The 25,320-nt window shown below is 70.1% G+C and carries 27 protein-coding genes and 1 riboswitch; of the genes, 9 read left to right on the top strand and 18 right to left on the bottom strand.

All coding sequences use genetic code 11. The features are described 5' to 3' along the window. Position 1: 1 nt before the first annotated feature. Both AB0I43_RS28370 and AB0I43_RS28365 read right to left on the bottom strand, forming a co-directional pair. On the bottom strand, positions 2-886 hold the full coding sequence (locus tag AB0I43_RS28370; protein ID WP_356981445.1) for an amidohydrolase family protein: 885 nt from the start codon (positions 884-886) through the stop codon (positions 2-4). Further along, positions 883-1,923, bottom strand: a complete 1,041-nt coding sequence (locus AB0I43_RS28365; protein ID WP_357432894.1) for a nucleoside hydrolase — start codon at positions 1,921-1,923, stop codon at positions 883-885. The genes AB0I43_RS28370 and AB0I43_RS28365 overlap by 4 nt, the downstream gene beginning before the upstream one ends. A gap of 96 nt (positions 1,924-2,019) precedes the next feature. Between AB0I43_RS28365 and AB0I43_RS28360 the strand changes: the two genes are divergently transcribed. Continuing rightward, positions 2,020-2,589, top strand: a complete 570-nt coding sequence (locus AB0I43_RS28360) for a TetR/AcrR family transcriptional regulator (RefSeq protein ID WP_357432893.1) — start codon at positions 2,020-2,022, stop codon at positions 2,587-2,589. Positions 2,590-2,598: 9 nt separating this feature from the next. Here the strand turns inward: AB0I43_RS28360 and AB0I43_RS28355 are convergent, their stop codons facing one another. Together AB0I43_RS28355 and AB0I43_RS28350 are read right to left on the bottom strand one after the other, a co-directional pair. Then, entirely contained in the window at positions 2,599-4,161 is a 1,563-nt protein-coding gene (locus tag AB0I43_RS28355) for an MFS transporter (RefSeq protein ID WP_357432892.1), read from the bottom strand. A gap of 159 nt (positions 4,162-4,320) precedes the next feature. Then, entirely contained in the window at positions 4,321-5,667 is a 1,347-nt protein-coding gene (locus AB0I43_RS28350) for a CoA transferase (protein WP_357432891.1), read from the bottom strand. Positions 5,668-5,754: 87 nt separating this feature from the next. Here AB0I43_RS28350 and AB0I43_RS28345 point away from each other — a divergent pair, with 87 nt between their 5' ends. Further along, complete coding sequence (locus tag AB0I43_RS28345; protein ID WP_357432890.1) at positions 5,755-6,510, top strand: alpha/beta fold hydrolase; 756 nt, start codon at positions 5,755-5,757, stop codon at positions 6,508-6,510. On the opposite strand, the gene AB0I43_RS28340 is transcribed toward AB0I43_RS28345, so the two are convergent. From AB0I43_RS28340 to AB0I43_RS28320, 5 genes are all read right to left on the bottom strand, one after another. After that, on the bottom strand, positions 6,507-6,881 hold the full coding sequence (locus AB0I43_RS28340; RefSeq protein ID WP_357432889.1) for a DUF2784 domain-containing protein: 375 nt from the start codon (positions 6,879-6,881) through the stop codon (positions 6,507-6,509). The two genes, AB0I43_RS28345 and AB0I43_RS28340, sit on opposite strands and share 4 nt — an antisense overlap. Before the next feature lie 20 nt (positions 6,882-6,901). After that, positions 6,902-8,332, bottom strand: coding sequence for an SDR family NAD(P)-dependent oxidoreductase (locus AB0I43_RS28335; protein ID WP_357432888.1), 1,431 nt, complete (start codon positions 8,330-8,332; stop codon positions 6,902-6,904). 263 nt (positions 8,333-8,595) lie between these two features. After that, the gene (locus tag AB0I43_RS28330; protein ID WP_357432887.1) at positions 8,596-10,134 is read right to left on the bottom strand and encodes a hypothetical protein; all 1,539 of its coding nucleotides are present in this window, start codon (positions 10,132-10,134) and stop codon (positions 8,596-8,598) included. Further along, positions 10,131-10,346, bottom strand: a complete 216-nt coding sequence (locus AB0I43_RS28325; protein ID WP_357432886.1) for a hypothetical protein — start codon at positions 10,344-10,346, stop codon at positions 10,131-10,133. Before AB0I43_RS28325 ends, AB0I43_RS28330 begins: the two co-directional genes overlap by 4 nt. Positions 10,347-10,472: 126 nt before the next feature. After that, the gene (locus AB0I43_RS28320; RefSeq protein WP_356981455.1) at positions 10,473-11,393 is read right to left on the bottom strand and encodes an alpha/beta fold hydrolase; all 921 of its coding nucleotides are present in this window, start codon (positions 11,391-11,393) and stop codon (positions 10,473-10,475) included. Positions 11,394-11,581: 188 nt separating this feature from the next. Between AB0I43_RS28320 and AB0I43_RS28315 the strand changes: the two genes are divergently transcribed. The 4 genes from AB0I43_RS28315 (at position 11,582) to AB0I43_RS28300 (ending at position 14,144) form a co-directional block, all read left to right on the top strand. After that, positions 11,582-12,271, top strand: a complete 690-nt coding sequence (locus AB0I43_RS28315) for a TetR/AcrR family transcriptional regulator (protein WP_357432885.1) — start codon at positions 11,582-11,584, stop codon at positions 12,269-12,271. 92 nt (positions 12,272-12,363) lie between these two features. Next, positions 12,364-12,591: a hypothetical protein gene (locus AB0I43_RS28310; protein WP_356981457.1), complete on the top strand. Its 228-nt coding sequence runs from the start codon at positions 12,364-12,366 to the stop codon at positions 12,589-12,591. 12 nt (positions 12,592-12,603) lie between these two features. After that, on the top strand, positions 12,604-13,704 hold the full coding sequence (locus AB0I43_RS28305) for an SPFH domain-containing protein (RefSeq protein WP_356981458.1): 1,101 nt from the start codon (positions 12,604-12,606) through the stop codon (positions 13,702-13,704). A 41-nt stretch (positions 13,705-13,745) separates the two neighbouring features. Next, positions 13,746-14,144 carry a cold shock domain-containing protein gene (locus tag AB0I43_RS28300; RefSeq protein WP_356981459.1) on the top strand — a complete coding sequence of 133 codons (399 nt, stop codon included), beginning with the start codon at positions 13,746-13,748 and terminating at the stop codon, positions 14,142-14,144. Positions 14,145-14,159: 15 nt separating this feature from the next. Here the strand turns inward: AB0I43_RS28300 and AB0I43_RS28295 are convergent, their stop codons facing one another. After that, complete coding sequence (locus AB0I43_RS28295; protein ID WP_356981460.1) at positions 14,160-14,327, bottom strand: hypothetical protein; 168 nt, start codon at positions 14,325-14,327, stop codon at positions 14,160-14,162. 258 nt (positions 14,328-14,585) lie between these two features. On the opposite strand from AB0I43_RS28295, the gene AB0I43_RS28290 reads away from it, so the two are divergent. Then, positions 14,586-15,677 (top strand): ATP-dependent DNA ligase, encoded by a 1,092-nt coding sequence (locus AB0I43_RS28290; protein ID WP_357432884.1) that lies wholly within the window; start codon positions 14,586-14,588, stop codon positions 15,675-15,677. Next, positions 15,674-16,732: an ATP-dependent DNA ligase gene (locus AB0I43_RS28285; protein ID WP_356981462.1), complete on the top strand. Its 1,059-nt coding sequence runs from the start codon at positions 15,674-15,676 to the stop codon at positions 16,730-16,732. Before AB0I43_RS28290 ends, AB0I43_RS28285 begins: the two co-directional genes overlap by 4 nt. Here the strand turns inward: AB0I43_RS28285 and AB0I43_RS28280 are convergent. Then, a complete protein-coding gene (locus tag AB0I43_RS28280; protein ID WP_356981463.1) occupies positions 16,729-17,466 on the bottom strand; it encodes a hypothetical protein in 738 nt (245 codons plus the stop codon). The genes AB0I43_RS28285 and AB0I43_RS28280 overlap by 4 nt on opposite strands. A 204-nt stretch (positions 17,467-17,670) precedes the next feature. Here AB0I43_RS28280 and AB0I43_RS28275 point away from each other — a divergent pair, with 204 nt between their 5' ends. Next, positions 17,671-18,039: a hypothetical protein gene (locus tag AB0I43_RS28275; RefSeq protein WP_356981464.1), complete on the top strand. Its 369-nt coding sequence runs from the start codon at positions 17,671-17,673 to the stop codon at positions 18,037-18,039. Positions 18,040-18,042: 3 nt separating this feature from the next. Here the strand turns inward: AB0I43_RS28275 and AB0I43_RS28270 are convergent, their stop codons facing one another. The 7 genes from AB0I43_RS28270 to AB0I43_RS28240 form a co-directional block, all read right to left on the bottom strand. Continuing rightward, positions 18,043-18,672, bottom strand: a complete 630-nt coding sequence (locus tag AB0I43_RS28270; protein WP_356981471.1) for a TetR/AcrR family transcriptional regulator — start codon at positions 18,670-18,672, stop codon at positions 18,043-18,045. Between the two features lie 22 nt (positions 18,673-18,694). Then, entirely contained in the window at positions 18,695-19,840 is a 1,146-nt protein-coding gene (locus AB0I43_RS28265) for an acyl-CoA dehydrogenase family protein (protein WP_356981465.1), read from the bottom strand. 89 nt (positions 19,841-19,929) lie between these two features. Then, positions 19,930-21,258 carry a nitrate/sulfonate/bicarbonate ABC transporter ATP-binding protein gene (locus AB0I43_RS28260; RefSeq protein ID WP_356981466.1) on the bottom strand — a complete coding sequence of 443 codons (1,329 nt, stop codon included), beginning with the start codon at positions 21,256-21,258 and terminating at the stop codon, positions 19,930-19,932. A gap of 29 nt (positions 21,259-21,287) precedes the next feature. Further along, complete coding sequence (locus tag AB0I43_RS28255; protein WP_356981467.1) at positions 21,288-23,027, bottom strand: ABC transporter permease subunit; 1,740 nt, start codon at positions 23,025-23,027, stop codon at positions 21,288-21,290. A gap of 2 nt (positions 23,028-23,029) precedes the next feature. Then, positions 23,030-23,743, bottom strand: a complete 714-nt coding sequence (locus tag AB0I43_RS28250; RefSeq protein ID WP_356981468.1) for an MgtC/SapB family protein — start codon at positions 23,741-23,743, stop codon at positions 23,030-23,032. A 235-nt stretch (positions 23,744-23,978) separates the two neighbouring features. Continuing rightward, a riboswitch (M-box (ykoK) riboswitch) is annotated at positions 23,979-24,149 on the bottom strand. Positions 24,150-24,220: 71 nt separating this feature from the next. Continuing rightward, positions 24,221-24,841 carry a TetR/AcrR family transcriptional regulator gene (locus tag AB0I43_RS28245; protein WP_356981469.1) on the bottom strand — a complete coding sequence of 207 codons (621 nt, stop codon included), beginning with the start codon at positions 24,839-24,841 and terminating at the stop codon, positions 24,221-24,223. Positions 24,842-24,917: 76 nt separating this feature from the next. Beyond that, complete coding sequence (locus tag AB0I43_RS28240; protein ID WP_356981470.1) at positions 24,918-25,070, bottom strand: hypothetical protein; 153 nt, start codon at positions 25,068-25,070, stop codon at positions 24,918-24,920. Positions 25,071-25,320: the final 250 nt, after the last annotated feature.

The raw sequence follows: 25,320 nt of genomic DNA, 5'->3' as shown, positions 1-25,320 counted from the left end.
CTCAGTCCAGGGCGAAGAGCCGGGCGGCGTTGTCGTGCAGCACGTTCCGCAGCCAAGCGTCGCCGAGGTCCAGCCGCTCCACGGCGAACGCCTGGTGGGCGTAGGGGTAGGGGATGTTGGGGAAGTCGCTGCCGAACAGGATGCGGTCGCCGAGTTCGAGCAGCCGCGGGCGCTCGGCGGGCGGGTAGGGGGCGTCGGCTTCGCTGAAGTCGGTCCACACCATGGTGGTGTCGAGGTGCACGCCCGCGTAGCGCTCGGCCAGGTCGAGGAACTCGGAGTACTCGGGGTTTCCCATGTGCGCGATGATCAGGCGCAGGCGCGGAAAGCGGTGCAGCAGAGCGGCGATGGGCTCCGGGCCGGTGAACGAGCCGGGCGCCGGACCCGACCCGCAATGGATGAGCACGGGCGTGCCGGCATCCTCCAGCATGCCCCACACCGGGTGCAGCAGCGGATCGCCGGGATGGAAGTCCCCGACCTGGATGTGCACCTTGAAGACCCGCGCACCGGCTTCGAGCGCCACCTCCACGTAGGAGTCGACCCCGTGCTCCGGGTAGAACGTCGCGGTGTGCAGGCAGTCGGGGGTGCGCGCGGCGAAGTCGGCGGTCCACTCGTTGAGCCAGGCCGCCATGTCCGGCTTGTGCGGGTACACCAGCGAGGTGAAGGCGCGAACGCCGAACCCGCGCAACGTCTTCAACCGCACCTGCTCGTCGTCGCGATAGGTGATCGGCCATTCGCGCCCGGTCAGCGGGCCCGCGGAATCGAAGTAGGCCCAGACCTTGCGCAGCACCTGCTCGGGCATGAAATGGGTGTGCACGTCGACGATTCCGGCCAGCCCGAGGCGGGCGCGCAGCGCGGCGAGATAGCGGTCGTCCTGCTCGGCGGTCACCGAACCTCCTCTGCGGGGTAGAGCGCCCGGGCGAAATCGCCCACCCGGGTGATCAGACGGTCGAAGAACAGCGCGGGATCGGTCCCGATCACGATGTCGGCGTTGGGTTCCCGCCCCCACATCCCGGACCAGTCGGCGACGGTGGTGGCCCGGGTCAGGGTCCCGGTGAGCTCGACGTCCACGGTGGCGGGCCGCAGCACGGCCAGCGCCGGGTCGAGCGCGACGGCGGCGGCGAACGGATCGTGCATGTGCGCGAGATAGCCCTGGTCGTAGTGCTGATGGAATTCGAAGTAGAACCGCACCGCGTCGCTGAAATGGCGGATGATCGGGTTGGCCGCCGCCGACCTGGTCCCGGCCGGGTCGGTGGCGGAAACCAGCTCCGGCGGCAGGCTGCCCGCACGCTCGGCCAGTGCCGCAAGGTGTTCCGGGAACATCTCGATGGTCTCGGTGATGTCGAGCGCGCACACGATCGGCCGCCGCGGCGCGGCGCCGAAGGCGTCGAACACCTCCTTGGCGGCCTCCGGGTCGACGTGCACGTTCCACTCGTTGGTCGGCGTGGTGTTGCCGGGATGGTTGAAGGCCCCGCCCATGATCACCAGGCGGCGCAGCAGCCGGGGCAGGCCGGGTTCGAGGCGCAGGGCCAGCGCGAGGTTGGTGAGCGGCCCGGTGCACAGCCCGACGAGTTCGCCGGGGTGGGCGCGAGCCGAGTCGATCCACAGCTGCACCGCGGATCGATCCGAGAGCGGCCGTGCCGATTTCGGCAGGTCGGCGTAACCGACGCCGTGTGGTCCGTGGGTGTCCTCGGTGGTGCGCAGCGGGATCGCGACGGGTTCGGCGGCGCCGAGCGCCACCTCGATCGCGGGTGCGCGGCACACGTCGAGCCAGGCGAGATTGTTGGCGGCGACCTGCTCGGCGGAGACATTGCCCGCGGTCGAGGCGATCCCGACGATCTCGGCCTCGGGGGAGGCGAGCAGATAGAGCAGGGCCAGGGAATCGTCGATCCCGGTATCGACGTCCACGATGATCTTCTGCCGCACACCTCGAGCCTAGTCAGCGCCCCTCGGCTCGACCCACGCCCGCCTCTAGGACGACCGTCTTGTACGTTCGTCTGAGACGGGTGGTACGGTGGTCGGATGGGAAACCGGGAAGATCTGCTGGCCGGCGCGCGCAAGGCGATCATGGAGCGCGGCGTCGCCAAGACCACCGCCCGCGACATCGCCGCCGCGGCCGGCGTCAGCCTGGCGGCCATCGGCTACCACTTCGGCTCCAAGGACCGCCTGATCACCGAGGCGCTCGCCGAAGCGTTGGGCACCGGCATCGGCGACGCCATGGAGGCGCTGATCCGGCAGACGGCGGGCCGCCCGCTGCCGGAGGCCTTCGCGACGATGGTGGACGGCCTGCCCGGCGTCTTCGCCGAGAACCGGGAGGCCATGCTGGCGAGCCTGGAGAACATGCTGCGCGTCACCCGATCGGCCGAGCCCCAGACCTTCATGGCCGACAACCTGCCCAACGCCTACCGCGATATCGCGCAGTCCCTGATCGAGACGCATCCGCGGTTGAGCGCCGAGCAGGCCGACGCCGTGGCCGCCCTGTATTTCTCGCTCACTCAGGGGTTGTCGGTGCTGTGGATGATGAGCGGCGGGCAGGCCGTGCCCGGCGGCGCGGACCTGGTCGCGGCGATGACCGCGCTCAGCACGGACTGAGCCGGGCGCTCAGTCCTCGCTGCTGTAATCGCCCGGCGGCAGCGCCCGCAGCCGCCGGAACGCGACCACCGCGATCACCAGGGACGCGACGCCCGCGATACCCGCGGTGATGTGCACACCGTGCAGGAACGCCTCCCGGGCCGCCGTCAGCACCGAATCGCCCAGCGTCTCGGGCAATCCGGCCGCCACCTCGACGGCCGCCCCGAGCGTGTCGCGGGCGGCCTGCGCCGCGTCCGGAGGCAGGTGGGGCGGCAGCGTGCTCGCCAGATCGCCGCGATAGATCGCGATGCTGATACTGCCCAGAATCGAGATGCCCAGCGCGCCACCGAGTTCCGCGCCGGTCTCGGACACCCCGGAGGCCGCGCCGGCCTGTTCGGGCGGCGCGGAACCGACGATGATCTCGGTCGTGATGCCGAACACCGGCGCCAGCCCCAGCGAGCAGACGACCGAGGCGGCCAGCGCCATCCCGTAGCCGCCGTCGGTGGTCAGCAGCGTCATCATCAGCAGTCCGACGCCGGCCAGGGCCATGCCGCCGCCGATCAGGTAGGCGGGCCGGATCACGCGTACCAGCCGCGGCGTCAGCTGGGAGCCGACGATGAAGCCGATGCCCGAGGGAGCCATCACCAGCCCGGTCGCCAGCGGCGTCATCCCGAGCACCAGCTGGAAGTACTGCGCGACGAACAGGAAGTACCCGAACGCGACGAAGATCCCGATCATGTTGATCAGCAATGAGATCCGGAACGTGCTCAGCCGGAACAGACGCAGGTCGAGCATGGGATCGTCATGGGTGAGCTGGCGGCGCACGAACACCGCGCCGACCGCCAGGCCGCCGAGCAGCGCGACGACGGCGGTGCCGCCCAGACCGTCCTGGGCCACCGTCTTCATCCCGAAGACCACGGCGATCATCGTCGCCACGCACAGCAGCGCGCTGAGCGGATCCAGCCGGCCCGCGTCCGGATCGCGGAACTCCGGCAGCACCTTCGGGCCGAGCACCAGCAGCAGCACCATCACCGGCACGGCCAGCAGGAACACCGAACCCCACCAGAAGTGCTCGAGCAGGAACCCGCCGAAGATCGGCCCCACCGCGCCGCCGGTGGAATACGCGCCCACCCACACCCCGACCGCGACCGAGCGCTGCCGGGCATCACGGAACATGTTGAAGATCAGCGACAAGGTGGACGGTGCGACCGTCGCCCCCGCGATCCCGAGCAGCGCCCGGCACACGATCAGCGTCTCCGCGCTGGGCGCGAACGCCGCCACGATCGACACCACGGTGAACAGCGCGGCCCCGACCAGCAGCATGCGGCGGCGGCCGATCCGGTCCCCGAGCGTGCCCATGGTGATCAGCAGCCCGGCCACCATGAAGCCGTAGATATCGATGATCCAGAGCAACTGCGAACTTGTCGGGCGCAGATCCGAACTGAGCATCGGCACCGCCAGATGCAGCACCGTCATATCCATCGCGTACACCAGGCAGGCCAGCGCCAGCACGGCCAGCCCGATCCATTCGGTGCGGCCGGCGCGCGGGGCGACCCCGGCGGCGCCCTCGAGACGATCGCTGGTCGCGGACACGCGATTTCCTTCCGGCAGGCGGGATTCGGTAACGGTCACCGCACTGGAGACGACCGCCGAATCACAATCTCATCGCCCACCGACAAGTTGCGCAAAGCATTTTCCGCGGCCCCGGCCGCGACGGCCCCCGTTCACCCCTGGAATTTCCGTCAAGAGGGCTCAACGGCTGTACACCGGCCAGGCGGCTTCGTCACCCCCGTATTCCGGTGCGGCCCAGAGGTAGTCGGGATATTCGGCCAGGGCCGGGGCGGCGGTGATGGTGTTGCCGCGATACACCGCGGCCGCCGGGCTCGGCGCCGCCGGATGCGGGTGCGCCGGAGTGCGGTCGGGGGCGTTGAGCAGCCAGGACGCCGTCCGGGCCAGCGAGACCCGCACGTCGCGGCCGATGCCGTCGAAGACGCGGGCGACCAGCGCGTCGATGATGCCCGCGGCCAGCAGATAGCCCGAGGCGTGATCGAGGGCCTGGGCGGGCAGCGCGCCGGGGACCGACGGGGCGCCCTCGGTGATGGCGATACCGGTCGCGGCCTGCACGATGCTGTCGAATCCGCGCCGCTCGCCCCACGGGCCGGACTCGCCCCACGCCGAGATCCGGCCGTGGATCAGGCCCGGGCGGACCGCGGTGCTCAGGCCCGCGCGCTCCAGCGCCCCGGGACGGTAACCGGTGACGAGAACGTCTGCGGCGGAGAGCAATTCGTCGAAGGCCGACCACTGCGCGCGGACGTCGAGCAGCGTGGAGCGCTTGCCCTGGCAGGTGTCGAGGAACTGCCACGGGATCTCCGGTAGTTGTGGCGGATCCACGCGCAGCACCTCCGCGCCGAGCAGCGCCAAGGTCCGGGTCGCGACCGGCCCGGCGATCACCCGGGTCAGATCCAGCACCCGCACGCCGCGCAGCGGCTGGAACGGCGTGGGGTCGGAGCGATAGCGCGGCGCGGCGCGGTCGGTGCGCGCCTCGATCGCCACCAGCGGACCCGACGCGGCGGCCTGGGCCTGCGGTTCCAGCGCCCATTCGTCCTCGGTGCGGACCCGCACCGCGATCGCGCCGACCGCGGCGGCGTTGTCCTCGATGTCGGCCGCACGCGTCATGGCCAGTGTCGCCACCGCCAGATCCAGCGGTGCGTCGGCGGGCATGCCGAGGGCCGCCAGCAGGCGCGCGCGATGGTGCGGATAGTTGGCGTGCGTGCGGACCCAGCCGTCGAAGGTGGGGAAGAAACCGGACAGGTCGCCGAACATCGGCACCTGGCGGCCGTCCACCCGCAATAATTGGTCGCTGCAGAAAGCCGCGTTGATCCGCATCGGATCGATCCGGTGCGAGACCGGGGCCAGCCGGTTCGCCTGCCGGTGCCGGTTGGCGGCGGCGGTCACCGCGGCGACCGATCCGGCGGCGAGAGCCCAGACCGGAAGCGCCGCAGCGAGATTGCCGCCGGGGTCGGGAGCGGGTGGGATGGTGGAGCCGGGTACCCCGATTCCGGTTTCATAGTCGTTGACCAGTCGTGCATGCGCGATCACGTCGTCGACACTAGTCGTGCGGCGCGAGTGTCGGGGGTTGGTGAAATGCTTGCGTGTTACTTTCGTGGACCTAGAGAGGACAGGGACGTGGACAAGGCGATCACCGGCACGGACTGGCTGCGGGTGTTGCGCGCCGATCCGGCGCCGCGCCATCAGCTGGTGTGCTTCCCGCCCGGCGGCGGTTCGGCGAGCGCGTATCGAGAGTTGGCGCGGCGCTTCGATTCCGGCGTCACGGTCGTCGGCGTGCAGTATCCCGGCCGCCAGGACCGGCTGGGCGAGCCGGCCGTCACGGACCTGCACGACCTCGCCGAACGGATCGCGGCGGAACTGCTTCGGCAGGCGCCCGTCGCGGGACTGTCGATCTTCGGGCACAGCATGGGCGCGACCGTCGCCTACGAGGTGGCCGTGCGCCTGGAACAGGGCGGCCAGCGCCTCGGCGCCCTGTTCGTATCCGGCCGTCCCGCACCGACTTTCGACGAACCGGGCCGCCTGCACCTGGGCCCGGACGACGCGCTGATCGATCAGCTGGCGCTGCTGGCCGACGACCCGGCCTCGGTCGCCGTCCTGCGCGAGGAACCGAGTCTGGCCGAACTCGTCCTGCCGACGGTGCGCGCCGACTACCGGGCCGTCGAGACCTACCGGCACCGTTCCGCCGCCCCGCTGACCTGCGGCATCGACGCGCTGATCAGCACCGAGGATCCGACCGCGACCCCGGAGCAGGCCGCGGGCTGGCGGGCGCACACCACCGGCGAATTCCGCCTGCACACCTTCTCCGGCGGGCACTTCTACCTGGACGAGCAGTCCGGCGCGGTCGCCAAGGTGATCGGGGAGACGCTGCGCTAACGCCGGGCCGGTGTGCGGGAATCGCGCAGCCGCCACGCGAATCCGGCCCACGACACCAGGACGGTCACCGCGACCAGGGCGCGCACCAGGGTCAGGGCCGAATCGGGGTAGATCACGCCGGTCAGGTAGTGGTCGATGAAGCCGCTGGGCGGCAACCCCTGCTGCCCGGCCCGGCGGCGCGCCCAATCCTCCAGATAGGTGAGCGGGCAATCGAATCCGATCAGCACCGTGCCGAAGCCCCACCCGAACGCCAGCAGGTGCAGCCAGCGAGTGCGCGGCCACCGCCACGCCAGGAATCCGCCGACCACCACGTAGCCGACGAACGCCAGGTGCACCGCCGCGGTGGCGTCGGCCAACAGCCGGAACAGCACACCACCAGCTTAGGCGGAAATCACCAGGGGGAGGGCCGGTAGTCCTTGAGGAAGCAGCCGAACAGGTCGTTGCCGTTCTCGCCCTGCACGATCGGGTCGTAGACGCGCGCGGCGCCGTCCACCAGGTCCAGCGGGGCGTGGAACCCCTCCTCGGCCAGCCGCATCTTCGTGTAGTGCGGGCGCTCGTCGGTGATCCAGCCGGTGTCGACGGCCGTCATCAGGATGCCGTCCTCCTCGAACATCTCCCGGGCGCTGGTCCGGGTCAGCATGTTCAGCGCCGCCTTGGCCATGTTGGTGTGCGGATGACCCGGGCCCTTGTAGGCGCGGGAGAACTGGCCCTCCATGGCCGAGACGTTGACGATGTACTTGCGCCGCGCCGGCGCGGCCGCCATCGCCGGGCGCAACCGCGACACCAGGATGAACGGCGCCACCGAATTGCACAGCTGCACCTCGAGCAGCTCGGTGGGGTCCACTTCGGCGACGGTCTGCACCCAGCTGTTGGTGTGCGCCAGGTCCGGCACCAGCCCGCCCGCGTCGATGGCGATACCGGCCGAAATCCGTTCCGGCGTCGCTGATCCCGCGACCAGCGCCAGCTCGGCGACATCGGCGGCGCTCAGCGACGGTGCGAGCGAGGCGGTCAGCGCGGTGGGGTGCGCCTGCATGGTCTTGCCGAAGGTCACCATCTCCGGCAACGTGCCGACCGGCAGCGGGCCGCTCTCGGCGTCGACCAGCGCGCTGTACGCCCCGGCCGAGCGGCGCACGGTCTGGGCGGCGTTGTTGATCAGGATGTCGAGCGGGCCCTGGGCGGCCACGTCGTCGGCGAGCGCCACCACCTGGGCCGGGTCGCGCAGGTCGATGCCGACGATGCGCAGCCGGTGCATCCAGTCCGCGCTGTCGTCCATGGCCGCGAAGCGGCGGATGGCGTCGTTCGGGAAACGGGTGGTGATGGTGGTGTGCGCGCCGTCGCGCAGCAGCCGCAGCGCGATGTACATGCCGATCTTGGCGCGGCCGCCGGTGAGCAGGGCCCGCTTGCCGGACAGATCGGTGGTGGCGTCGCGCTTGGCGTGGCTGTCGGCGGCGCAGTCCGGGCAGAGCTGGTGATAGAACGCGTCCACCCGGGTGTAGCGGGCCTTGCAGATATAGCAGGGCCGGGCCCGCAGCAGTTCGCCCGCACTCGCGCCCTTGGCGTTGGAGCTGATCGGGATGCCCGCGGTCTCGTCGTCGATCCGGTTCGGTGAGCCCGTCGCCGTCGCGGCGACCACCGCGCGGTCGGCCTCGGACACCGCGGCGCGGGCCTCGGTGCGGCGGCGCTGCTTGAGTTTCTTGAACATGTGCCCGACCGCGCGCTGCACGGCGACGGAATCGGGATGCTCCTTGTCCAACTGCCCGGCTTGCTCGAGCACCCGCAGGCAGGTCGCGAGGTCGTTCTGATCGATAGGGCTGTCGGCCATCGGGGGTCTGGGCGTCCTTCGTGAGCTGGGCAATCGACCACCCATTGTCGCAAACCCTCCGGCGGTGACTTCCCGGCCACCCCGCGGGCCGGGAAGTCACCGCCGGTCACCGCGAGCTCTAGGCAGCGGGTGACAGCCGCCGAGCCGTCCGAATCGGGCACGGAGGTCGTGCCGCGGCGAGCGGTCACCGGCCCGGCGCGCCGGGTCGTACCACGGCGAGCAGCTACCGGCCCAGCACGCTGGGGCCGTGCCGCGGCGAGCAGTTACCGGCCCGGCACGGTGTCTGCTTCGGCGCGCAATGCCGCGGCCACCGCCGGGTGGCCGCACGATTCGGCGCGGTCGGCCAGGCGTTCCCGCAGGGCGGCCGGGATGTCGGCGCGGACCTCGTGGAGACCGTTCCAGACCAGATCGGGGGTTTCCGGCGTCAGAGCTTCGAGGACAGCGCCGAGGTCGTCCATGCCGTCGATGAGTGCGAGCACTCGGGCGCGGCCGGGCTGGTCCTGCGCGAGGGCGATCTCGACGAGGGTGGCGATCTCGGCGCTGTCGGCGGCGGCCCGCAGCGCCGCGAGCAGCTGGTCGTGGGTGAGGTCACCGAGGCAGGAGGCCAGGATCGTCGTGGTGGCTTCCGGGAGCGCGCTCACCAAAGGCAGGCCCTGTGACCACAATTCGTGCTCGGCGAGGGTGGCGATGATCCTGCGCAGCACCTCGGGCTCGCTCAGCACGGGCAGGGCGGCTACGCGGCGGCGATCGGCGTCGCGCATGGCCAGCGCGACCGGGATCAGCGCCGGCCAGAGCCCGGCGGCGTCCGCTTGGCGGACCAGGCCGGTGAGGTCGTCGTCGGGCTCGGCGGCGACGCGCCCGCCCAGGAACGCCAGCGGGGCCGCGGGCAGGTGCGCGGCCAGCGGCAGCAGGTCCAGCCACAGGCCGTGGTCCAGCGCGACATCCAGGATCGGGCCGAGCACCGCCTCGGTGTGCACCACCGGCCGGGCGGCCAGTGTGGCCAGGCTGGCCGGGCTCATCGCGCTGGTCACCGGCAGCAGGGCGGCCCACGCGTCCAGTTCGTGGACGGCCGCGATCAGCGCGTCGAGCACCTCCGGCCCCGCGGTGGCGGCGATGTCGCCGAGCTTGGCGCGGTTGGCCCGGTCGACGGTGTCGAGCAGGTCGATCGCCTCGGCCCACAGGTTCTGCTCGTACGCGGCCCGGATGACGCCGGGGATGCGGTGTTCGACGAGGGCGAGCAGGGGGTCCATCGACGACTTGTCCTCGAGCAGGAACCCGATGCGCAGCAGGTCGGCGTCGGAGGCCGCCGGCAGCGCCGCCCGCAGCGCGGGCTCGGGTACGAGGCCGACGAACCGGCCCATGGTGACGTGGTCGCCGCGCGCGAACAATTCCGCGGCCACCGCCGCCACCAGCGGCGGCGGCACCGCGGCGAGCACGTCGACGGCGCGGCGCGGATCCAGCCGCGCCGCGATCTCGGCCAGAAACGGCGCGGACAGCACCTTCGCGATCGAGATCGCCTGTGCCGGTTCCACCGACCCCGCCACGGCCGCGCACAGCACCGGCCCGAACGCGCGCTCGGCGGCGCGCGCACTGATCGCGGCGGGCACCAATTTGCTTGCGGCGGCGACTCTTTGCAGGCGCCGGGCGTCCCGGTCGAAGAGCAGATCGGTCGCGTGTTCGCGGAAGAGCCGGATCGCCGCGGGGCTGAGTTCGCTCAGGAACGCCAGCTGCTCGGGATCCGGGAGATCCAGCAGCCGAGCGAGTTTCGTGGTCTCGGCGCGGACCAGCAGCTGCGCGGTCACAGGCCGAGCACCTTCTTGACCGCCGGCCGCAGCAGCCGGGGCATCAACTTCAGCGACGTCTCGGTCGCCGTGTCCAGCCGTTCCGCCCGCCCGTCCAGCGCGCCACGCAGCAGGGTGTCGAGCGCGACCAGGTCGGCCTCGGAGAGTCGCTCGAAGCCCTCGGGCAGGGGAGCACCGAGGGTGCGGGAGAGCGTCTGTGCTGCGTCGGACATTCGCGAATCGCTTTCTGGGGGAGAGGTTCCCGGCCGGGAGCATGGCGGCGTCGGATGACCGGCCTGCGGGGCGGGTCACGGGATTGCGTTGCCGGGGCCGGCGTTCGGTCGGATCAGGGGCCGATCTCAGGAGTAGGAGATCGGGGCGTCGCTGGCGTGCAGGCCGTCGATGAAGTTGGCGATGGCCTCGGCGACCAGCAGGGGTTCGGTGCAGGGCAGCCAGTGGTCGGCGGGAATGCCGAAGCGCCACAGGCGATCGACCCAGCGGGCGCTGCCGAAGTACAGGAACGGCGGAACCAGGACGTCGGTGGTGTCGACGACCAGTTGGACGGGCACCGCGGTCCGGCGCACCCGCGGGCGCAGCAGGTGGCGGGCCAGGTTCGCGTAGGCGATGTGGGCGCCCGCGCGCAGGTCCGAGGGCAGGGTCGGCGCGATCGGGGCGTAGGCGCGCGGAATGCCGCCGAGACGTTCGATGACCCAGGTGCGTACCCGCGGCGGGTAGGCGATCCGGCGCGCGGCGGTCTGCGCCGAGGCCGGCCCGTGCCGCCAGAACTTGCGATCGGTGAGCAACTGCGCGGCGCGGGCGGGATCGAAGACCAACTCGCGCAGCGTCATTCCGACGTGATCGAGATTGGGCCCGGAGATCGCGGTGAACGAGGCGATCCGGGTGTTGGCGCGTTCGTCGCACACCGCCTCCCAGGCCTGCACCGCGCCCCACCCGTGCCCGCAGACGTGCACCGGCGCGCCCGGGCTCACCGCGTCGAGCACCGCGAAGAAGTCGGCGGCCAGGCGGTCGATCCGATAGTCGCGCGGCGCACGCGGCTGCGCCGACCGGCCGTGCCCGCGCACGTCGTAGGCGATGACGCGGAAGCCGTCGGCCAGCAGCGCGGCGACCTCCGCCCAGACCTGGTGGGTGTCGGAGAGGCCGTGCACGAGCACCAGTGGCGCGCCCGCCGGGTCACCCCACTCGAAGACGGCGAGGTCGCCGCCCGCGCCGGGCACCAGGGTCGTACGCTGCGGGCGGTGGGTGCCCATCGGTTCGGTCATGTTCTTGCCTCGATCGAAGGGGCCGTGCGGTCGAAGTCGTACCGCCGGTACGTTCGTTGATACTGACAGTACGTATTCCCCGGAATCAAGGCTTCGGCCGATCGCCGGCTATGAGCTGGATCACGTCTGCGAGCTGGGGATCGCGCCGGTACGGCCGGGGCGTACCGGCGGTACGCTATGCTCCGCTGGTGCCCCGCTCCACCGCCCGATCCGCGCCGAGCACCATCACCCGCTCGGAGATCGTCGACGCCGCGATCCGCGTGATCGACCGCGACGGCCCGCGCCCGAGCATGGACGACATCGCCCGCGAGGCCCGCATCACCAAACCCCGGCTCTACCGCCAGTTCGCGGACAAGGCTGATCTCTACACCGAAATCGGCGACCGCCTGGCCAAATCCGCGGCCACCGCCGCCGGCAGCGATCTCACCCTGATCCTGCAACCGCCCCGGGCCGCGCTGGGCCGGGTGCTCACCGCCTACGCCGACAGCATCCTGGCGCACCCGAACGTCTTCCGCTTCCTGGGCCAGGCCCAGGTCACCCAGCAGTCCGACGGGTCGGTGCTGCAATTCGACCTGGGGCGCGCCGCCGCGGGCCGCTTCTCCGCGCAGGCTCGTGAGATCGCCGCATCGATGGCCCTGGACACCTCCGGTATCGACTATCTGGCGCGGGCGGTCGTCGGCGTCGTGGTGGCGATCACCGACCTGTGGCTCGGCGACGCCGGTCGCCCCGCACCCGAGCGCACCGCCGAATTCGTCGAGCAGGCAGGCGAATTCGTCTGGGGCCTGGTCGACGGTTTCCTGCGCCGCCAGGGCATCGCCGCCGACCCGGACACCCCGATTCTGACCGTGCTCGCCGCGGCGGACCGCTCCGCGAGCTGAGCCGGCCCGGATTCCTGGCCGAATCCCGTACCGAAAGACCCTGTGACGCACGTACGCTGGCATTTTGGCGCCGAGTCTAGGAGTTCCCTGCGATGAACGACCCCGTGGCGGGTTTGACGGGTACGCTGACATCGCCGATCCGGGGAGCCGGGATGCTGGGTGAGGTCCAGGTGGCGATTCGCGGGGGAACGGAGCTGTACATCGCACGGGCCACGGAGGCGATTCCTTCGGGGGCCACCGTGCTCATCATTTCCGTCAACCCCGGGCGCATCGTCGATGTGGTGCCCTGGATCGAGTTGAGTTCGAATCCGGGAATGTAGAGGGAGATTTGGGTGCTGGGCTATCACGTGCCGGATCCGGACGAGGCGATGCTGGTCAGCGGCGCCAAGGTCAAGGACAACGCGCCGTTCCGGGTGATCATCGGGCGCGGCGCCTGGGTGGTGCCGCTGTTCCGTAAGGTCCGCTATCTGTCGCTGGCCATGTTCGAATCCGAGATCCGCGAGCGCTGCGTCACCAAGCAGGCGATCCAGCTCGACGTGCGCGCGGTGATCGCGTTCAAGGTCGCCAACGACACGCAGTCGATCGTCAACGCCGCGCAACGCTTCCTGTCCGAGCAGGAACAGGAGATGTCGGTGCTGACCGGTCGCATCTTCTCCGGGCACCTGCGCTCGATCGTCGGCTCGATGACCGTCGAGGAGATCATCCGCGAGCGCCAGAAGCTCGCCGACGAGGTGCTCGTCGCCTCCAAGGTGGAGATGAGCAATATCGGCCTGTGGGTCGATTCGTTCCAGATCCAGTCCATCGACGACGGCAATCTCGGCTACATCAACGCCCTGGCCGCCCCGCACAACGCGGCCGTGCAGCGCGACGCTCAGATCGCGCAGGCGCAGGCCGCGCAGCGGGCCGCCGAGGCCGAGCAGGAGTCGCTGCGCCGGCAGGCGGAGTACGCGCGTGAGACGGCGGTGCTCAAGGCGCAGTACCAGCGCGATATCGACAAGGCGAACGCCGAAGCGGCGCAGGCGGGCCCGCTGGCCCAGGCCATCGCGCTGCAGGAGGTGCTGACGGCCAAGGCCGAGCAGGCCCGCAAGGAAGCCCAGCTGCGCGAGCAGCAGTTGCAGGCCGAGATCGTGAAACCGGCCGAGGCGGAGGCGGAGCGAGTACGCGTCCTGGCGGTCGCCGAGGCCGACCGCACCCGCATCCAGGCCGAGGCCGCGGCCTCCAACAACCGCATCGCCCTCGATCAGTTGCTGATCGAGCAGTTGCCGGAAATCGTGAAGCAGGCCTCGGTGGGGCTGTCCAATGCGAATCTGACCGTTCTGAACGGGCCGGACGGCGTGAGCGAAATGGTGAACGGAATGGTCGGTCAGGGATTGACCGTCTTCAACTCCCTGCAAAAGGCGCTTTCGAACAACGACGAGGATAATCGGAGCTAAAGTGTCCGGGTAGTCCATGGCGCGGGCGAGGAGCGGGTGTTTTGGTGTCATCCATCGGGAAATTGGTGTCGTTCGACAGTTCTCGGGGTTTCGGGTTCATCCGGCCGGAAGACGGCGGCCCGGATGTGTTCGTGCATGTGAACGACATCGGCTTGGACGAGGACGAACTACGCCAGGGCCGGGTATTCGAATTCGACGTCACCGAGGGCGACCGCGGCCCGAAGGCGGTCAATCTGAGCGCCGTCGGCGGCCAGCCGAATACCCCCGCTCCCCGCCATAGAAAAGACCGACCGGCCACCGGGGGTCTGACTGCCGCCGAACACAAACGCCTGATCACCGAACTGCTGCTGGACGCGAGCCCCGCGCTGACCGCGGGGGAGATCCTCACCATCCGGGATCGATTGACCGCCTTCGCCGAACAGCACGGCTGGGTGGACTAGCCGCGCCGTCCGGAGTCAGTGCGAGGTCGCCGCGTTCGCGGCGCGGGAATACGCCTGGCGCTCGGAGGCGCGGTGGCCGGCCTGCTTGCGCTGGATGAACTTGGTGGCCGCGGCCACGATGCCGGTCACCGCGAGCGCGCGCAGCGCTTTGCCGAACACGCCGGGCTTGCTGTGCTGTGCCATGCCGAACCTTCTTTCCGCGCGTCGCCGCGCATCTCGAGCAGTTCTGGAGCAATGCCGCAGTCCAGGGTAGCCACGTTCCGTGCGTGTGCCCATCGCCGCCGCTGAAGAGCTGTTTCTCGAGATTTGCCGAGGGGTCGGGCGCGGGAATCCGAGCAGGTGTCGGACCCGCCACCTACGATCGAGCCGAACGCACCGATGAATGTGCGCCGGTCACGACGTCGACATGGGTGATGACGCACCGAATCCGAGGAGGAGCGCGTGGACCTGCCGGTGATGCCGCCCGTGAAGCCGATGTTGTCCAAGTCGGCGCCGTCGGTTCCGCCCGGCCCGGGGCTGAGCTATGAGCCGAAATGGGACGGTTTCCGCTGCATCGTGTTCCGCGACGGCGACGAGGTCGAACTCGGCTCGCGCAACGACCGCCCGCTCACCCGCTACTTTCCGGAGGTCGCCGAGCTGCTGAAGCAGGCGCTGCCGGACAAATGCGTGGTCGACGGCGAAATCGTGGTGGTGACGGAGGAGGGCCTGGATTTCGACACGCTCCAGAACCGGCTGCACCCGGCGGCGTCGCGGGTCGCCAAGCTCGCGGTGGAGACACCGGCCAGTTTCGTGGCCTTCGATCTGCTGGCCCTCGGCGACAAGGATCTGACCGAGGAGCCGTTCACCGAGCGCCGCAGGCTGCTGGAGACGATTCTGGACACCGAACCGGCGCGGGTGCACCTGACGCCGATCACCCAGGATCCGGCGGTGGCGCTGGATTGGTTCACCCGGTTCGAGGGCGCGGGCTTCGACGGCGTGATGGTCAAGGCGAACGACGAGCCCTACCTGCAGGACAAGCGGGTGATGCTCAAGGTCAAGCACGAGCGCACCGCCGACTGCGTGGTGGCCGGGTTCCGCTGGCACAAGGACGGCGAGGGCGTCGGTTCGCTGCTGCTCGGCCTGTTCGACGAGGAGGGCACGCTGCATCACGTGGGCGTCGCCAGCAGTTTCACCAAGGCCCGCCGCGCAGAGTTGGTGGACGAGCTGAAACCCTTGCGGGAGAACGCCCTCGAGCATCACCCCTGGCGCGCCTGGGCGGATATGGCCGCCCAGGCCAAGGCCGACGGCAAGATGCCCGGCGGGGTGAGCCGCTGGACCGGCGGCAAGGATCTGTCCTGGGAGGCGCTGCGCACCGAGCTGGTCGCCGAGGTGCGCTATGAACACGTGCAATCCGGGCGGCTGCGGCACGGCGGCCGGCTGGTCCGGTTCCGCACCGACCGCACCCCGGAATCGTGCACCTACGCTCAGCTCGAAGAGGTCGCGCCGGCCGAGCTGAGCGCCATTTTCGGCGAGGCTCGAAAGGCGGGGGAATGAGCGCCTCGGTGGAGATCGAGACCGACGGCCGCACGGTCGCCATCAGCAATCCGGACAAGGTCTATTTCACCAAACGCGGTGAAACCAAATTGGATCTGGTCCGCTATTACCAGGCGGTGGCGGAGCCGTTCCTGGGCGTGGTGCGCGGGCGGCCGCTGCTGCTGGAGCGCTATCCCGACGGCGCCTCCGGCAAGTCCTGGTTCCAGAAGCGCGTCCCCAAGACGGCGCCGGATTGGCTGCACACCGTCGAGGTGTCCACGCCGAACGGCACCACCAGCGACGCGCTCGTGGCCCACGATCTGGCGCACATCCTGTGGGCGGTGAACCAGGGCTGCCTGGGTTTCCACGTCTGGCCGACGCACGCCGACGCGCCCGCCGCGAGCACCGCGCCGCCCGTCTTCGACGCCGCGGGCACCGAATTGCCGCCCACCGGCGTCACCGACGAACTGCGCATCGATCTGGACCCGTCACCCGGTATCACCTTCGACGATCTGCGCCACGCCGCGCTGTGCACCCGCGACCTGCTCGCCGAGCTCGGCATCGATTCCAGGGTCAAAACTTCGGGTTCGCGCGGCCTGCACATCTACGCCCTGCTCGCGCCCGAGTGGGACGGCTATCAGGTCCGCGCCGCGGCCGTGGCGCTGGCCCGGGAGCTGGAACGCCGCCATACCGAGCGGATCACCGCCGCGTGGTGGAAGGAGGAGCGCGGCAACCGGGTCTTCGTGGACTTCAACCAGAATGCCCCGCACCGTACGGTTTTCGGCGCGTGGTGTGTGCGTCCCAAGGTGGGCGCGCAGGTCTCCACGCCGATCGCCTGGTCCGATCTCGACACCGTGGTCCCGGAGGAGCTGACGATCGCCACCGTGCCGGCCCGGCTGGCCGAACTGGGTGATCCGTGGGCCGATCGCACGCCGCAATCGCTGACACCGCTGCTGGAGATGTCCGAGCGGGATATGGCCGCCGGGCTGATGGACGCGCCGTGGCCGCCGGTGTACCCGAAGATGCCGAACGAGCCGCCGCGGGTGCAGCCGAGCAAGGCGCGCAAGGCCGACTAGGAGGTCCAGCGCGCCCAGGCGCCGGATTCGCAGACCAGGGCCCGGCCCTCGGGGCTGCGGCCGGTCTTGGCGATATCGGGATCGCAGGCTTCGCCCTCGGTGTAGCGAGCGGTCCCCACGTTGTACGGGCCCGACCATTCGTACTTGCCCGATTTGGCCAGGCACAGCAGCGTGCCGCCGTCGGCGCCGGAGCCGATCAGCCCGGCCTGCGCTTCCGTGCAGGCCGCGCCCTTGCGCGCCGAGACCGGCGCGGCCGCCGAGGAACTCGGCGCGAGGGTGGGCGCCGCGGTCGGCGCGGCGGTGGACTGCGGCACGGCGGCGCTCTGCGTGGCCGGGGCCGGCTGGCTGGTGGTGGTGCTGCCCTCGGCCTTGTCCACCAGATCCTGCAGGGTGTCTCCGCCCATCAGGAACAATCCGGCCACGGCCGCGGCCTCGGCGAACCCGAGCAGCAGCGCCAGGGTGGCCATGCCCTTGCCCTTGGGATGGGAGAACGCGATCATGCCGAACACGATCGCGACCGGGAACAGCACGAGTAAGGCCGCGACCAGGGCGACGATCGCGTAGGGGTTGACGATCGGCCGGCGCTCCTCGCCGAAATCCAGGTCCTCGGGCTGCACCTGCGGCCAGCGCTGCTCGCCGCGCTCCAGCGCCATGCGGTCGCGTTCCCAGCGGTCTTCCTCCGCGGGTAGCTCCTGGCGCCGTCGCTCGCGCTGCCACTCTTGTGTCCGTGCCATCAAGGTCCCTCTCGCATGAACCAATTCGCGCAGGTGCCTCGGGCTAAACCGAACCCCGCCCCGATTTCGACCCACAATAGGTGCCGGAGGCAACGACTTCACGGAAAGTGCGAAATAACGAACTCGGCAAGACGAGCTATTCGGGGCGCGTCGAGGCATAGCCTGATATAGCCACTCATTTGCCGGATCCCGTAGGAGGATGCCATGTGGGGTGACCGCAGTTATACGCAGGAAGAACAGCAGCTGAAGAAGCAGCGCTGGCACGCGCAGGCAGGTGATCTGCTGGGAGATAACCACAACCTGCCCGGCGTCATTCTGTGCGCGCTGGGGATCGTGGCGGTCGCCTGCGCGCTCACCGCGGCCGGATACGGCTACGAGGGCTGGGCGATTGTCGGCGCGATCATCGCGGTGGCCATGTGGGTCGCGGGCCTGTCGATCCTGACCCTGGAGCATCGCCGGCACGGCCGGATGGAGATCGAGCACGACCGGCTCGGGCACCCGCCGGTGGCGCAGCCGATGCGCTTCAACGCCACCCAGGCGCACTACGAGCGGACCTGGCGCTCCTACCGGTAGCGCTCAGCCGCGATCGACCTTGGGCATCGTCTCGGTGACCAGGGTCATCAGCATGTCGGTGAGCAGCTGGTGCACTTGCGCGCGCTCCAGCGTGCCGCGCACGATCCACTCGCGCCCGGCCACTTTCACCAGGCCACCGTAGGCGCGCACCAGTGCCTGCAACTGTGCACTGTGTGCCGATTCGGCGAGCCCGACCATGACGAGCATGCGCTCGGCGGCCGCGTCGTCGGCCTCGTCCAGAATCTGCTGCACCTCGGGGTCGTTGCCGACACCCTCGTGGCTGGTCACCTTGACCCAGGTGCTGCCGTGCTCGGAGATGGTGTCCAGCAGCCACTGCACGCTCGCCTCGACCCGCTGCCGGGTGCTGCCGGTGGGCGCGGACAGCGCTTCCGGGCGGGGCAGGGTGACCATCCGGCGCACCACCGCGAGGTAGAGGTCGCGCTTGTTGCCGAAGTAGTGGTTGATCAGGCCGCGGGCGACACCGGCGCGCTGGGCGAGTTCGGCGGTCGACACCGCCGCGTAGGGCCGCTCGCCGAACATGTCGATGGCACAGGCCAGGATCTGCGCGCGCCGCTCGTCCGGTTCGAGCCGGCGGCGGCGCGCGGAGGCGGCGGCGGTGCCGTTGGCCGACACCGCCGCGCTCGCGCCGGGGGTTTCAGAGGGCCCGGGCAATGAGATCCTTCATGACCTCGTTGCTGCCCGCGAGGATGCGCAGGACGCGGGCGCCGGTGTAGAGCTGCGAAATGGGGTACTCCGTCATGTAGCCGTAGCCGCCGAACAGTTGCAGGCAGCGGTCGACAACGATACCGAGCTGATCGGTCAGCCAGTACTTCGACATGGCGGCGGTGGGGATGTCGAGTTCGCCACGCAGATGCTTGTCGATGCAGTCGTCGAGGAAGACCCGGCTGACTTTGGCCAGGGTGGCGCATTCGGCGAGCTCGAATTTCGTGTTCTGCATGGCGAACAGCGGCTTGCCGAAAGCCTCGCGGCCCTTGGTGTATTCGACGGTCAGGGCGACCGCCTTCTCCATCATCGACACCGCGAGAATGCCGGTGACCAGGCGTTCCTGGGCCAGCATCTGCATCATCTGATAGAAGCCCTGGCCCTCGGCCGGGCCGAGCAGATTCGCGGCCGGCACGCGCAGTCCGTCGAAGAACAGCTCGGCGGTGTCCTGGCCCTTGCCGCCGATCTTGCTGAGGATGCGGCCGCGCTTGAAGCCGGGGGTGTCGTCACCGACCTCGGCGAAGATCAGCGAGACGCCCGCCGCGCCCTTGGCCGGATCGGTCTTGGCCGCGATGATGATGCCGTCGCAGAGCCAGCCGTTGGAGATGAAGATCTTCGAGCCGGTGATGACGTACTCGTCGCCCTCGCGCACCGCGCGCGTCTTGATGGCCTGCAGGTCGGAGCCGGTGCCCGGTTCGGTCATGCCGATGGACAGCACCATCTCGCCGCTGGCGGCCTTGGGCAGCACCCGCCGCTTGAGCTCCTCGGAGCCGAAGTGGTGCAGGTAGGGCGCGATGATGCCGCTGTGCACCGACATCCCGAGCGCGCCGTCGCCGGCCGCGGTCTGGGCTTCGATCACGGCCGCCTCGTGGGCGAAAGTGCCGCCGCCACCGCCGTATTCGGCCGGGATCGACGGGCACAGCAGGCCCAGCTCGCCGGCCCGGTTGTAGAGGTGGCGGTCCGGATGGCCCTGGGCGACGAACTTCTCCTCGTGCGGGACCACTTCCTTGTCGAAGAACGTCCGTGCGAGCTCCCGCACCGCTTCGACCTCGTCGTCACTCCACACCGCGCGTGCCATGTGCTCGATCCTTCTGCTCGACCCGTCCGGCCTCGACGCCGGTCTACGACACAGGTTCCACCACTATTGGCAGCATGTCAACAAACCGCTCAGGCGGTCCAGAACCCGCGTACGGCGTGATAGACCTCGGCGGCGGGGTCCGCGGTGATCCGGTCGTTGTCCTTGGTGTAGTCGTAGAGTTCGGCGTAGCGGCCCCAGTCGATCGCGAGATCGAGCTGGCGGCGCGCGTCGGCGGGGGAGAAGCCGCGCCGCAGCAGATCCAGGAAGAAGCTCGCCGAGAGCGAGCCGTCGCGGCTGCCCGACAGCCCGGCGCAGATCGTGCGCACCAGCGGTGCGCGGTGCCGGGCCTGCTCGGCGAAGATCTGCTTGGACTCCTGGATGCCGGCGGTGGTGAAGCGGGTGCCGATCTCGGTCAGTTCCACGTCGCCGGATTCCACCGTGGCCAGCCCGAGCATGGCCGCGGCGTCGACGAGCGGGAACAGATCGTCCAGCTCGAAATTGAGCTCGTCGGCGATATCGGGCAGATCGGCGCGGCCGCCGGCCGCGTAGACGAGTTCCACCAGGCCCGCCAGACCGCCGGGCGAGGCGTCGGGCAGCGGGCGCGCGGTCGGGGTCGCGGTATCGGGTTCCGGTGCGGCGGGTTCGGTGTCGCGGCCGGTCAGCAGGCCGTAGATCTGGTCGACCTGCGCGGCGAAGGCCGCGGTGCGCTTGTCCCGGGGACGCGGCTGATCGATCGGGATCTCGGCGATGATGCGGCCCGGGTTGGCGCCCAGCACCAGCACGCGATCGGCCAGCAGCACGGCCTCCTCGATGTTGTGGGTGACCAGGCAGACCGCCTTGGACGGGAAGGCGTTGCCCGACCACAGGGTGATCAGCTCGGTGCGCAGGTTCTCGGCGGTGAGCACGTCCAGCGCGGAGAACGGCTCGTCCATCAGCAGCAGGTCGGGCTCGAGCACCAGGGCGCGGGCGAATCCGACGCGCTGGCGCATCCCGCCGGAAAGCTCCTTCGGGTAGGCGTTCTCGAAGCCGTCCAGGCCGATCATGTCGATCGCGTCCAGAGCGCGCCGGCGGCGTTCGGCCGGGGCGATGCCCTGGGCGGCCAGCCCGAGCTCGACATTGTCCTGCACGGTCAGCCACGGCATCAGCGCGAAAGACTGGAAGACCAGCGCCGCACCGGGATTCGCGCCGTTGAGGGGCGTGCCCCGGTAGCGGACCTGCCCGGTGCTGGGGCCGATCAGCCCCGCGATGACGCGCAGCAGTGTGGACTTGCCGGAACCGGAGCGGCCCAGCAGCGCGACCACCTCGCCCTCGCGCACCTGCAGATCGATGCCCTCCAGCACGCGTAGCCGGTCACCGGTGGCTCCGGTGAAGGACTTGCCGACGCCTCGGATGTCCAGCAGGACCTCGGGTGCGTTCATCGGACGATCTCCTGTCGAAAGTTCGTGGTTCACAGCGCGTACCGCCGTTCGGCCAGGGTGTAGAGGCGACGCCAGAACACCCGGTTGACGACCACCACGTAGACGCTCATGACGAGAATGCCGATGAGAATCCGCGGTGCGTCGCCGGCGCTGGTGGACTGGGCGATGTAGGCGCCCAGACCGGTAGCGACCAGTGTGGTGGAGCCGTACTCGACGATCTCGGCCACGATCGAGGCGTTCCACGCCCCGCCCGCCGCGGTGATGCCGCCGGTGACGTAGCTCGGGAAGATCGCGGGCAGGATCAGCTTGCGCCACCACAGTTTTCGCGGCAGCCGCAGGCTGGTGGCGGCCTCGCGCAGATCGTTGGGCACCGCGCTGGCCCCCGCGATGACGTTGAACAGGATGTACCACTGCGCGCCGAGCGCCATCAGCAGCACGCTGGCCCAGTTCAGGCTGATGCCGGTGGCGACCAGGACCGCGGTGACCATGGGGAACAGGAAGTTCGCCGGGAAGCTGGCCAGCACCTGCACGATCGGCTGGGCCAGCCGCGACACCCGGGGATTCAACCCGATCCACACGCCGATCGGCACCCAGATCACCGAGGCGAGCACGACCAGCACGACCACCCGCAGCAGGGTCAGCAGGCCGAGGCCGAAGGCGTGCGCGACCTCGCCGAAGCCGGCGGTCGCCGCGATGTATCGCAGCACCCGGTAGCCGCCGTAGGCGGCGAGTGCGGTCACGGCGGCGCCGAAGAGCCAGTCGCCGGCCCGGCGGCGCGCCGCCGAGGTGTGCAGCGGGTACTCGGCCAGCCCGAACACGCTCATCGCCCGGTCCAGCGGCGCGACCAGCGGGCCGAACACGCGACCGAGCAGCGCCGGAACGTGCGAGCGCCGCAGCAGGTTCAGCACGAGGCTGCGCGGGGCGTCGGGACCGGCGGAGTCGCCGATCCGGAAGCGCTCGGCCCACGCCGTCATCGGCCGCCAGAACAGGAAGTTGACGCCGATCACCAGGAGCACCATCACCGCGATCGCGATCAGCACCTCGGACAGCCGGCCCGCGGCGGTCGCGGCGGCGACGTAGGAGCCGATGCCGGGCAGCGCGTATTCCCGGTTGTTCACCGAGATCGCCTCGGAGGCGACCAGGAAGAACCAGCTGCCGCCGAAGCTCATCATGCCGTTCCAGACCAGCGGGATCATGCCGCTGGGCGCGTCCAGCCGCCAGAACCGTTGCCAGCGTGACAATCTGAGGCTGCGCGCGGCCTCGTCGAGCTCGCGCGGCTGGGCGACCAGGCTGTGATAAAAACTGAAGGCCATGTTCCAGGCCTGGGAGGTGAAGATCGCGAAGATCGACGCGCACTCCAGCCCGAGCTGCGAGCCCGGGAACAGGGCGATGAAGCCGGTCACGGTGAACGACAGGAAGCCCAGCACCGGGATCGATTGCAGGATGTCGAGCGCGGGCAGCAGCACCGCCCGGGCGCGGCGCAGCCGGGCCGCGGCGGTGGCGACGACGAAGGTGAACACGATCGAGGCCGCCAGCGCGAGGAACATCCGCAGCAGCGAACGCGCGGCGTAGTACGGCAGGTGCGCGGGATCGGTGGAAACCGCCGCGGGCGCGGTGGTTTCGTCGAACGGGACGTCGACGCTGCCGCCGATCCGGATCAGGGCCCAGATCAGGGCGGCCGCGCCGGCGAACACGACGACGTCGGCGAACGGGCTGCGCGGGCGTTCCAGCGCCGCGTCCCGGGTGGGGTAGGTGCCGAGGGTGCTCATCGTCAGGACCGCCCGGCCACGTTGTCGACCGTGATCTGCCAGCCGGCGCTGGTGACCGAGGGCTCCAAACTCAGGCGGCTGACCGCCGATTCCATCTGCGGATCGTCGCGCCGGTCGCCGGTGAGCACGGCGCGCACCTCGACCCGGTCGCCCTGGCCGGTATCGGCGCTCGACACCGAGGTGAGCCGGAAGTCGGTGCGGGTCAGAGCCTGCACCAGCAGCGCGCGCACCTGCGCCTCGTGCTCGTCGTCGGTGACGGCGGTGAAGGTGTAGGTGGCGGGGTGTTCCTCGTGCGCGTCGGGCCGCTTGTCGACCCTGCGCGCGGCGGCGCGCAGCGCGACGTTGACCGCGACCACCGCGACCGTGCCCAGCACCGCGACGTCGAGCATGCCCGCGCCCGCCAGCGCGCCGACGGCGGCCGAACACCACAGTGTCGCCGCGGTATTGAGCCCGCGCACATTGAGCCCGTCGCGGATGATGACGCCCGCGCCGAGGAATCCGATGCCCGAGACGATCTGCGCGGCGACCCGGGTGGGGTCGGCGTCGCCGCCTTGGAAGCCGTGCGCCGACAGCAGCACGAACAGGGTGGAACCGGCGGCGACCAGCGCGTTGGTGCGCAGGCCCGCCTCGCGGGCCCGGAACTGGCGTTCGAAACCGATCGCGGCGCCGAGCCCGACGCCGGCGAGCAGCCGGATGATCACCTCTACTGTTGACATCACGCACTCCTGAGAACTGAGTCGAGCGCACCATCGAACAGCGGCTAGGGGAGTTGTCCCGTTCCTGGCTCCGCCATTGAGGTGAGGTCGAGCGAATAGCTGGCTAACTGCGAATACGGACTGTTACCGCCGGGCATCCGGCTCACCTCCCTCGGCTGTACGGGCGCGCGGGAGCGCGCGCCATCGGACTGATCGTTGCAGAGCGCTGCGGAGGAATCCGGCAAACCCACCGGTGGGGACCTCTCCTCGTAAGACCTTTGGCACTTCACGGCGTGAACCCAGCGCACTGGGAGCCAATCGGGATCACCCCTTAAGCCGGGGAGATCTGTCCTGACCCGGGGCGTCTCTCGACGTTCGGGGTCGCTGGCCTATATCCGTGAAGGAGCCTCAGCGAACGATCGGCACCTTGCGGTTGCCAGTTAACACCGGCCGGTGATCCGGCGCAACCCGGTTATCTTGTCGATCGGGCCACAGGGCCTATTTGTAGATCGCCCGGTACACGGTGATCGTCGCGACGATGTGGTCGACGATCTGCTCCCGGCTGGCGCGCAGCGATCCGCTCAGCCACGCCGAGAACATGCCCGCGTTGCCGCTGGCCATGGTGACCGCCGCCAGCCGCCGGCGCACCGGATCCTCGATGTAGGCGAACAGGTGATCCTGGATCAGCCGGGTGAAGGCCGGCATCACGGCGATGGTGGTCTGGCCCAGGCCGGTGCTGGAGTAGGGCTCCACCAGGAACAGCCGGGATTTGCGCGGATCCTCGAGCACCTTGTCGACGAGGACGTCGGACAGCTCCCGGTCCCGAGCCGGATCGTTGGCCTCGGCGAAAGTGGTCATGGGTCCGAGGAATTCGTCGGCGACCTGGCGGTAGAGCACGTCCAGGAGTTCGTCGCGGCTGCCGAAGCTCTCGTAGAAGTAGCGGTCGGTGAGGTTCGCGCGGCGGCACACCGCGCGCATGGTGACACCGGCGGCGCCGGATTCGCCGATCAGGTCCAGCGCGGCCTCCAGCAACGTGGCGCGGCGCGCCTCCCGCCGCTCGTTGAGCGTGGTCCCACCCCAGATGCGGGGGCCGCCCTCGGATTCCTGGCCTGTCTGCACCGCACCACAGTAATGCCCCAGCGCACGAGGACCCGCATCACCGGGGCGACGCGGGTCCGGAAACGGGCCTTCGGCCTCAGGGCAGCACGATGCAGCCGAAGCCGACGTCGGTGCCCGAGCCGACGGTCACGGTGGTGGTCTGCTGATTGTTCTGGCCCCACGCGACCAGGGTGTGGCTACCGCGCGCGTACGGCGTCCACCGGCTGGTGACCGCGCCGGACGCGCCCACCCACAGCGGGCCGGCGGGATCGAACGCGCCGCCGTTGAAATCGTAGAAGTAGATGTAGTCGCCCCAGGTGGCGTTGGCGGTGACCGTGTACTGGCAGCTGCTGCCGTAGGTCGTCGACGTCCCGAAGCTGAGCCCCGGCGCGACGCTGATCCCGGTGACCTAGGTGTACTGACCATGGACGTTGGTGACGGCGTGGCGAGCTGGACATGACGAAGACCTCCGAGTGAAGTGCGAGCTGTCTAGGAACGCA

Origin of the sequence: Nocardia sp. NPDC050435, assembly GCF_040655395.1 — a bacterium.
In the GTDB taxonomy this organism is placed as follows: Bacteria; Actinomycetota; Actinomycetes; order Mycobacteriales; family Mycobacteriaceae; genus Nocardia.
This window is presented reverse-complemented; position numbering and strand designations above follow the sequence as displayed.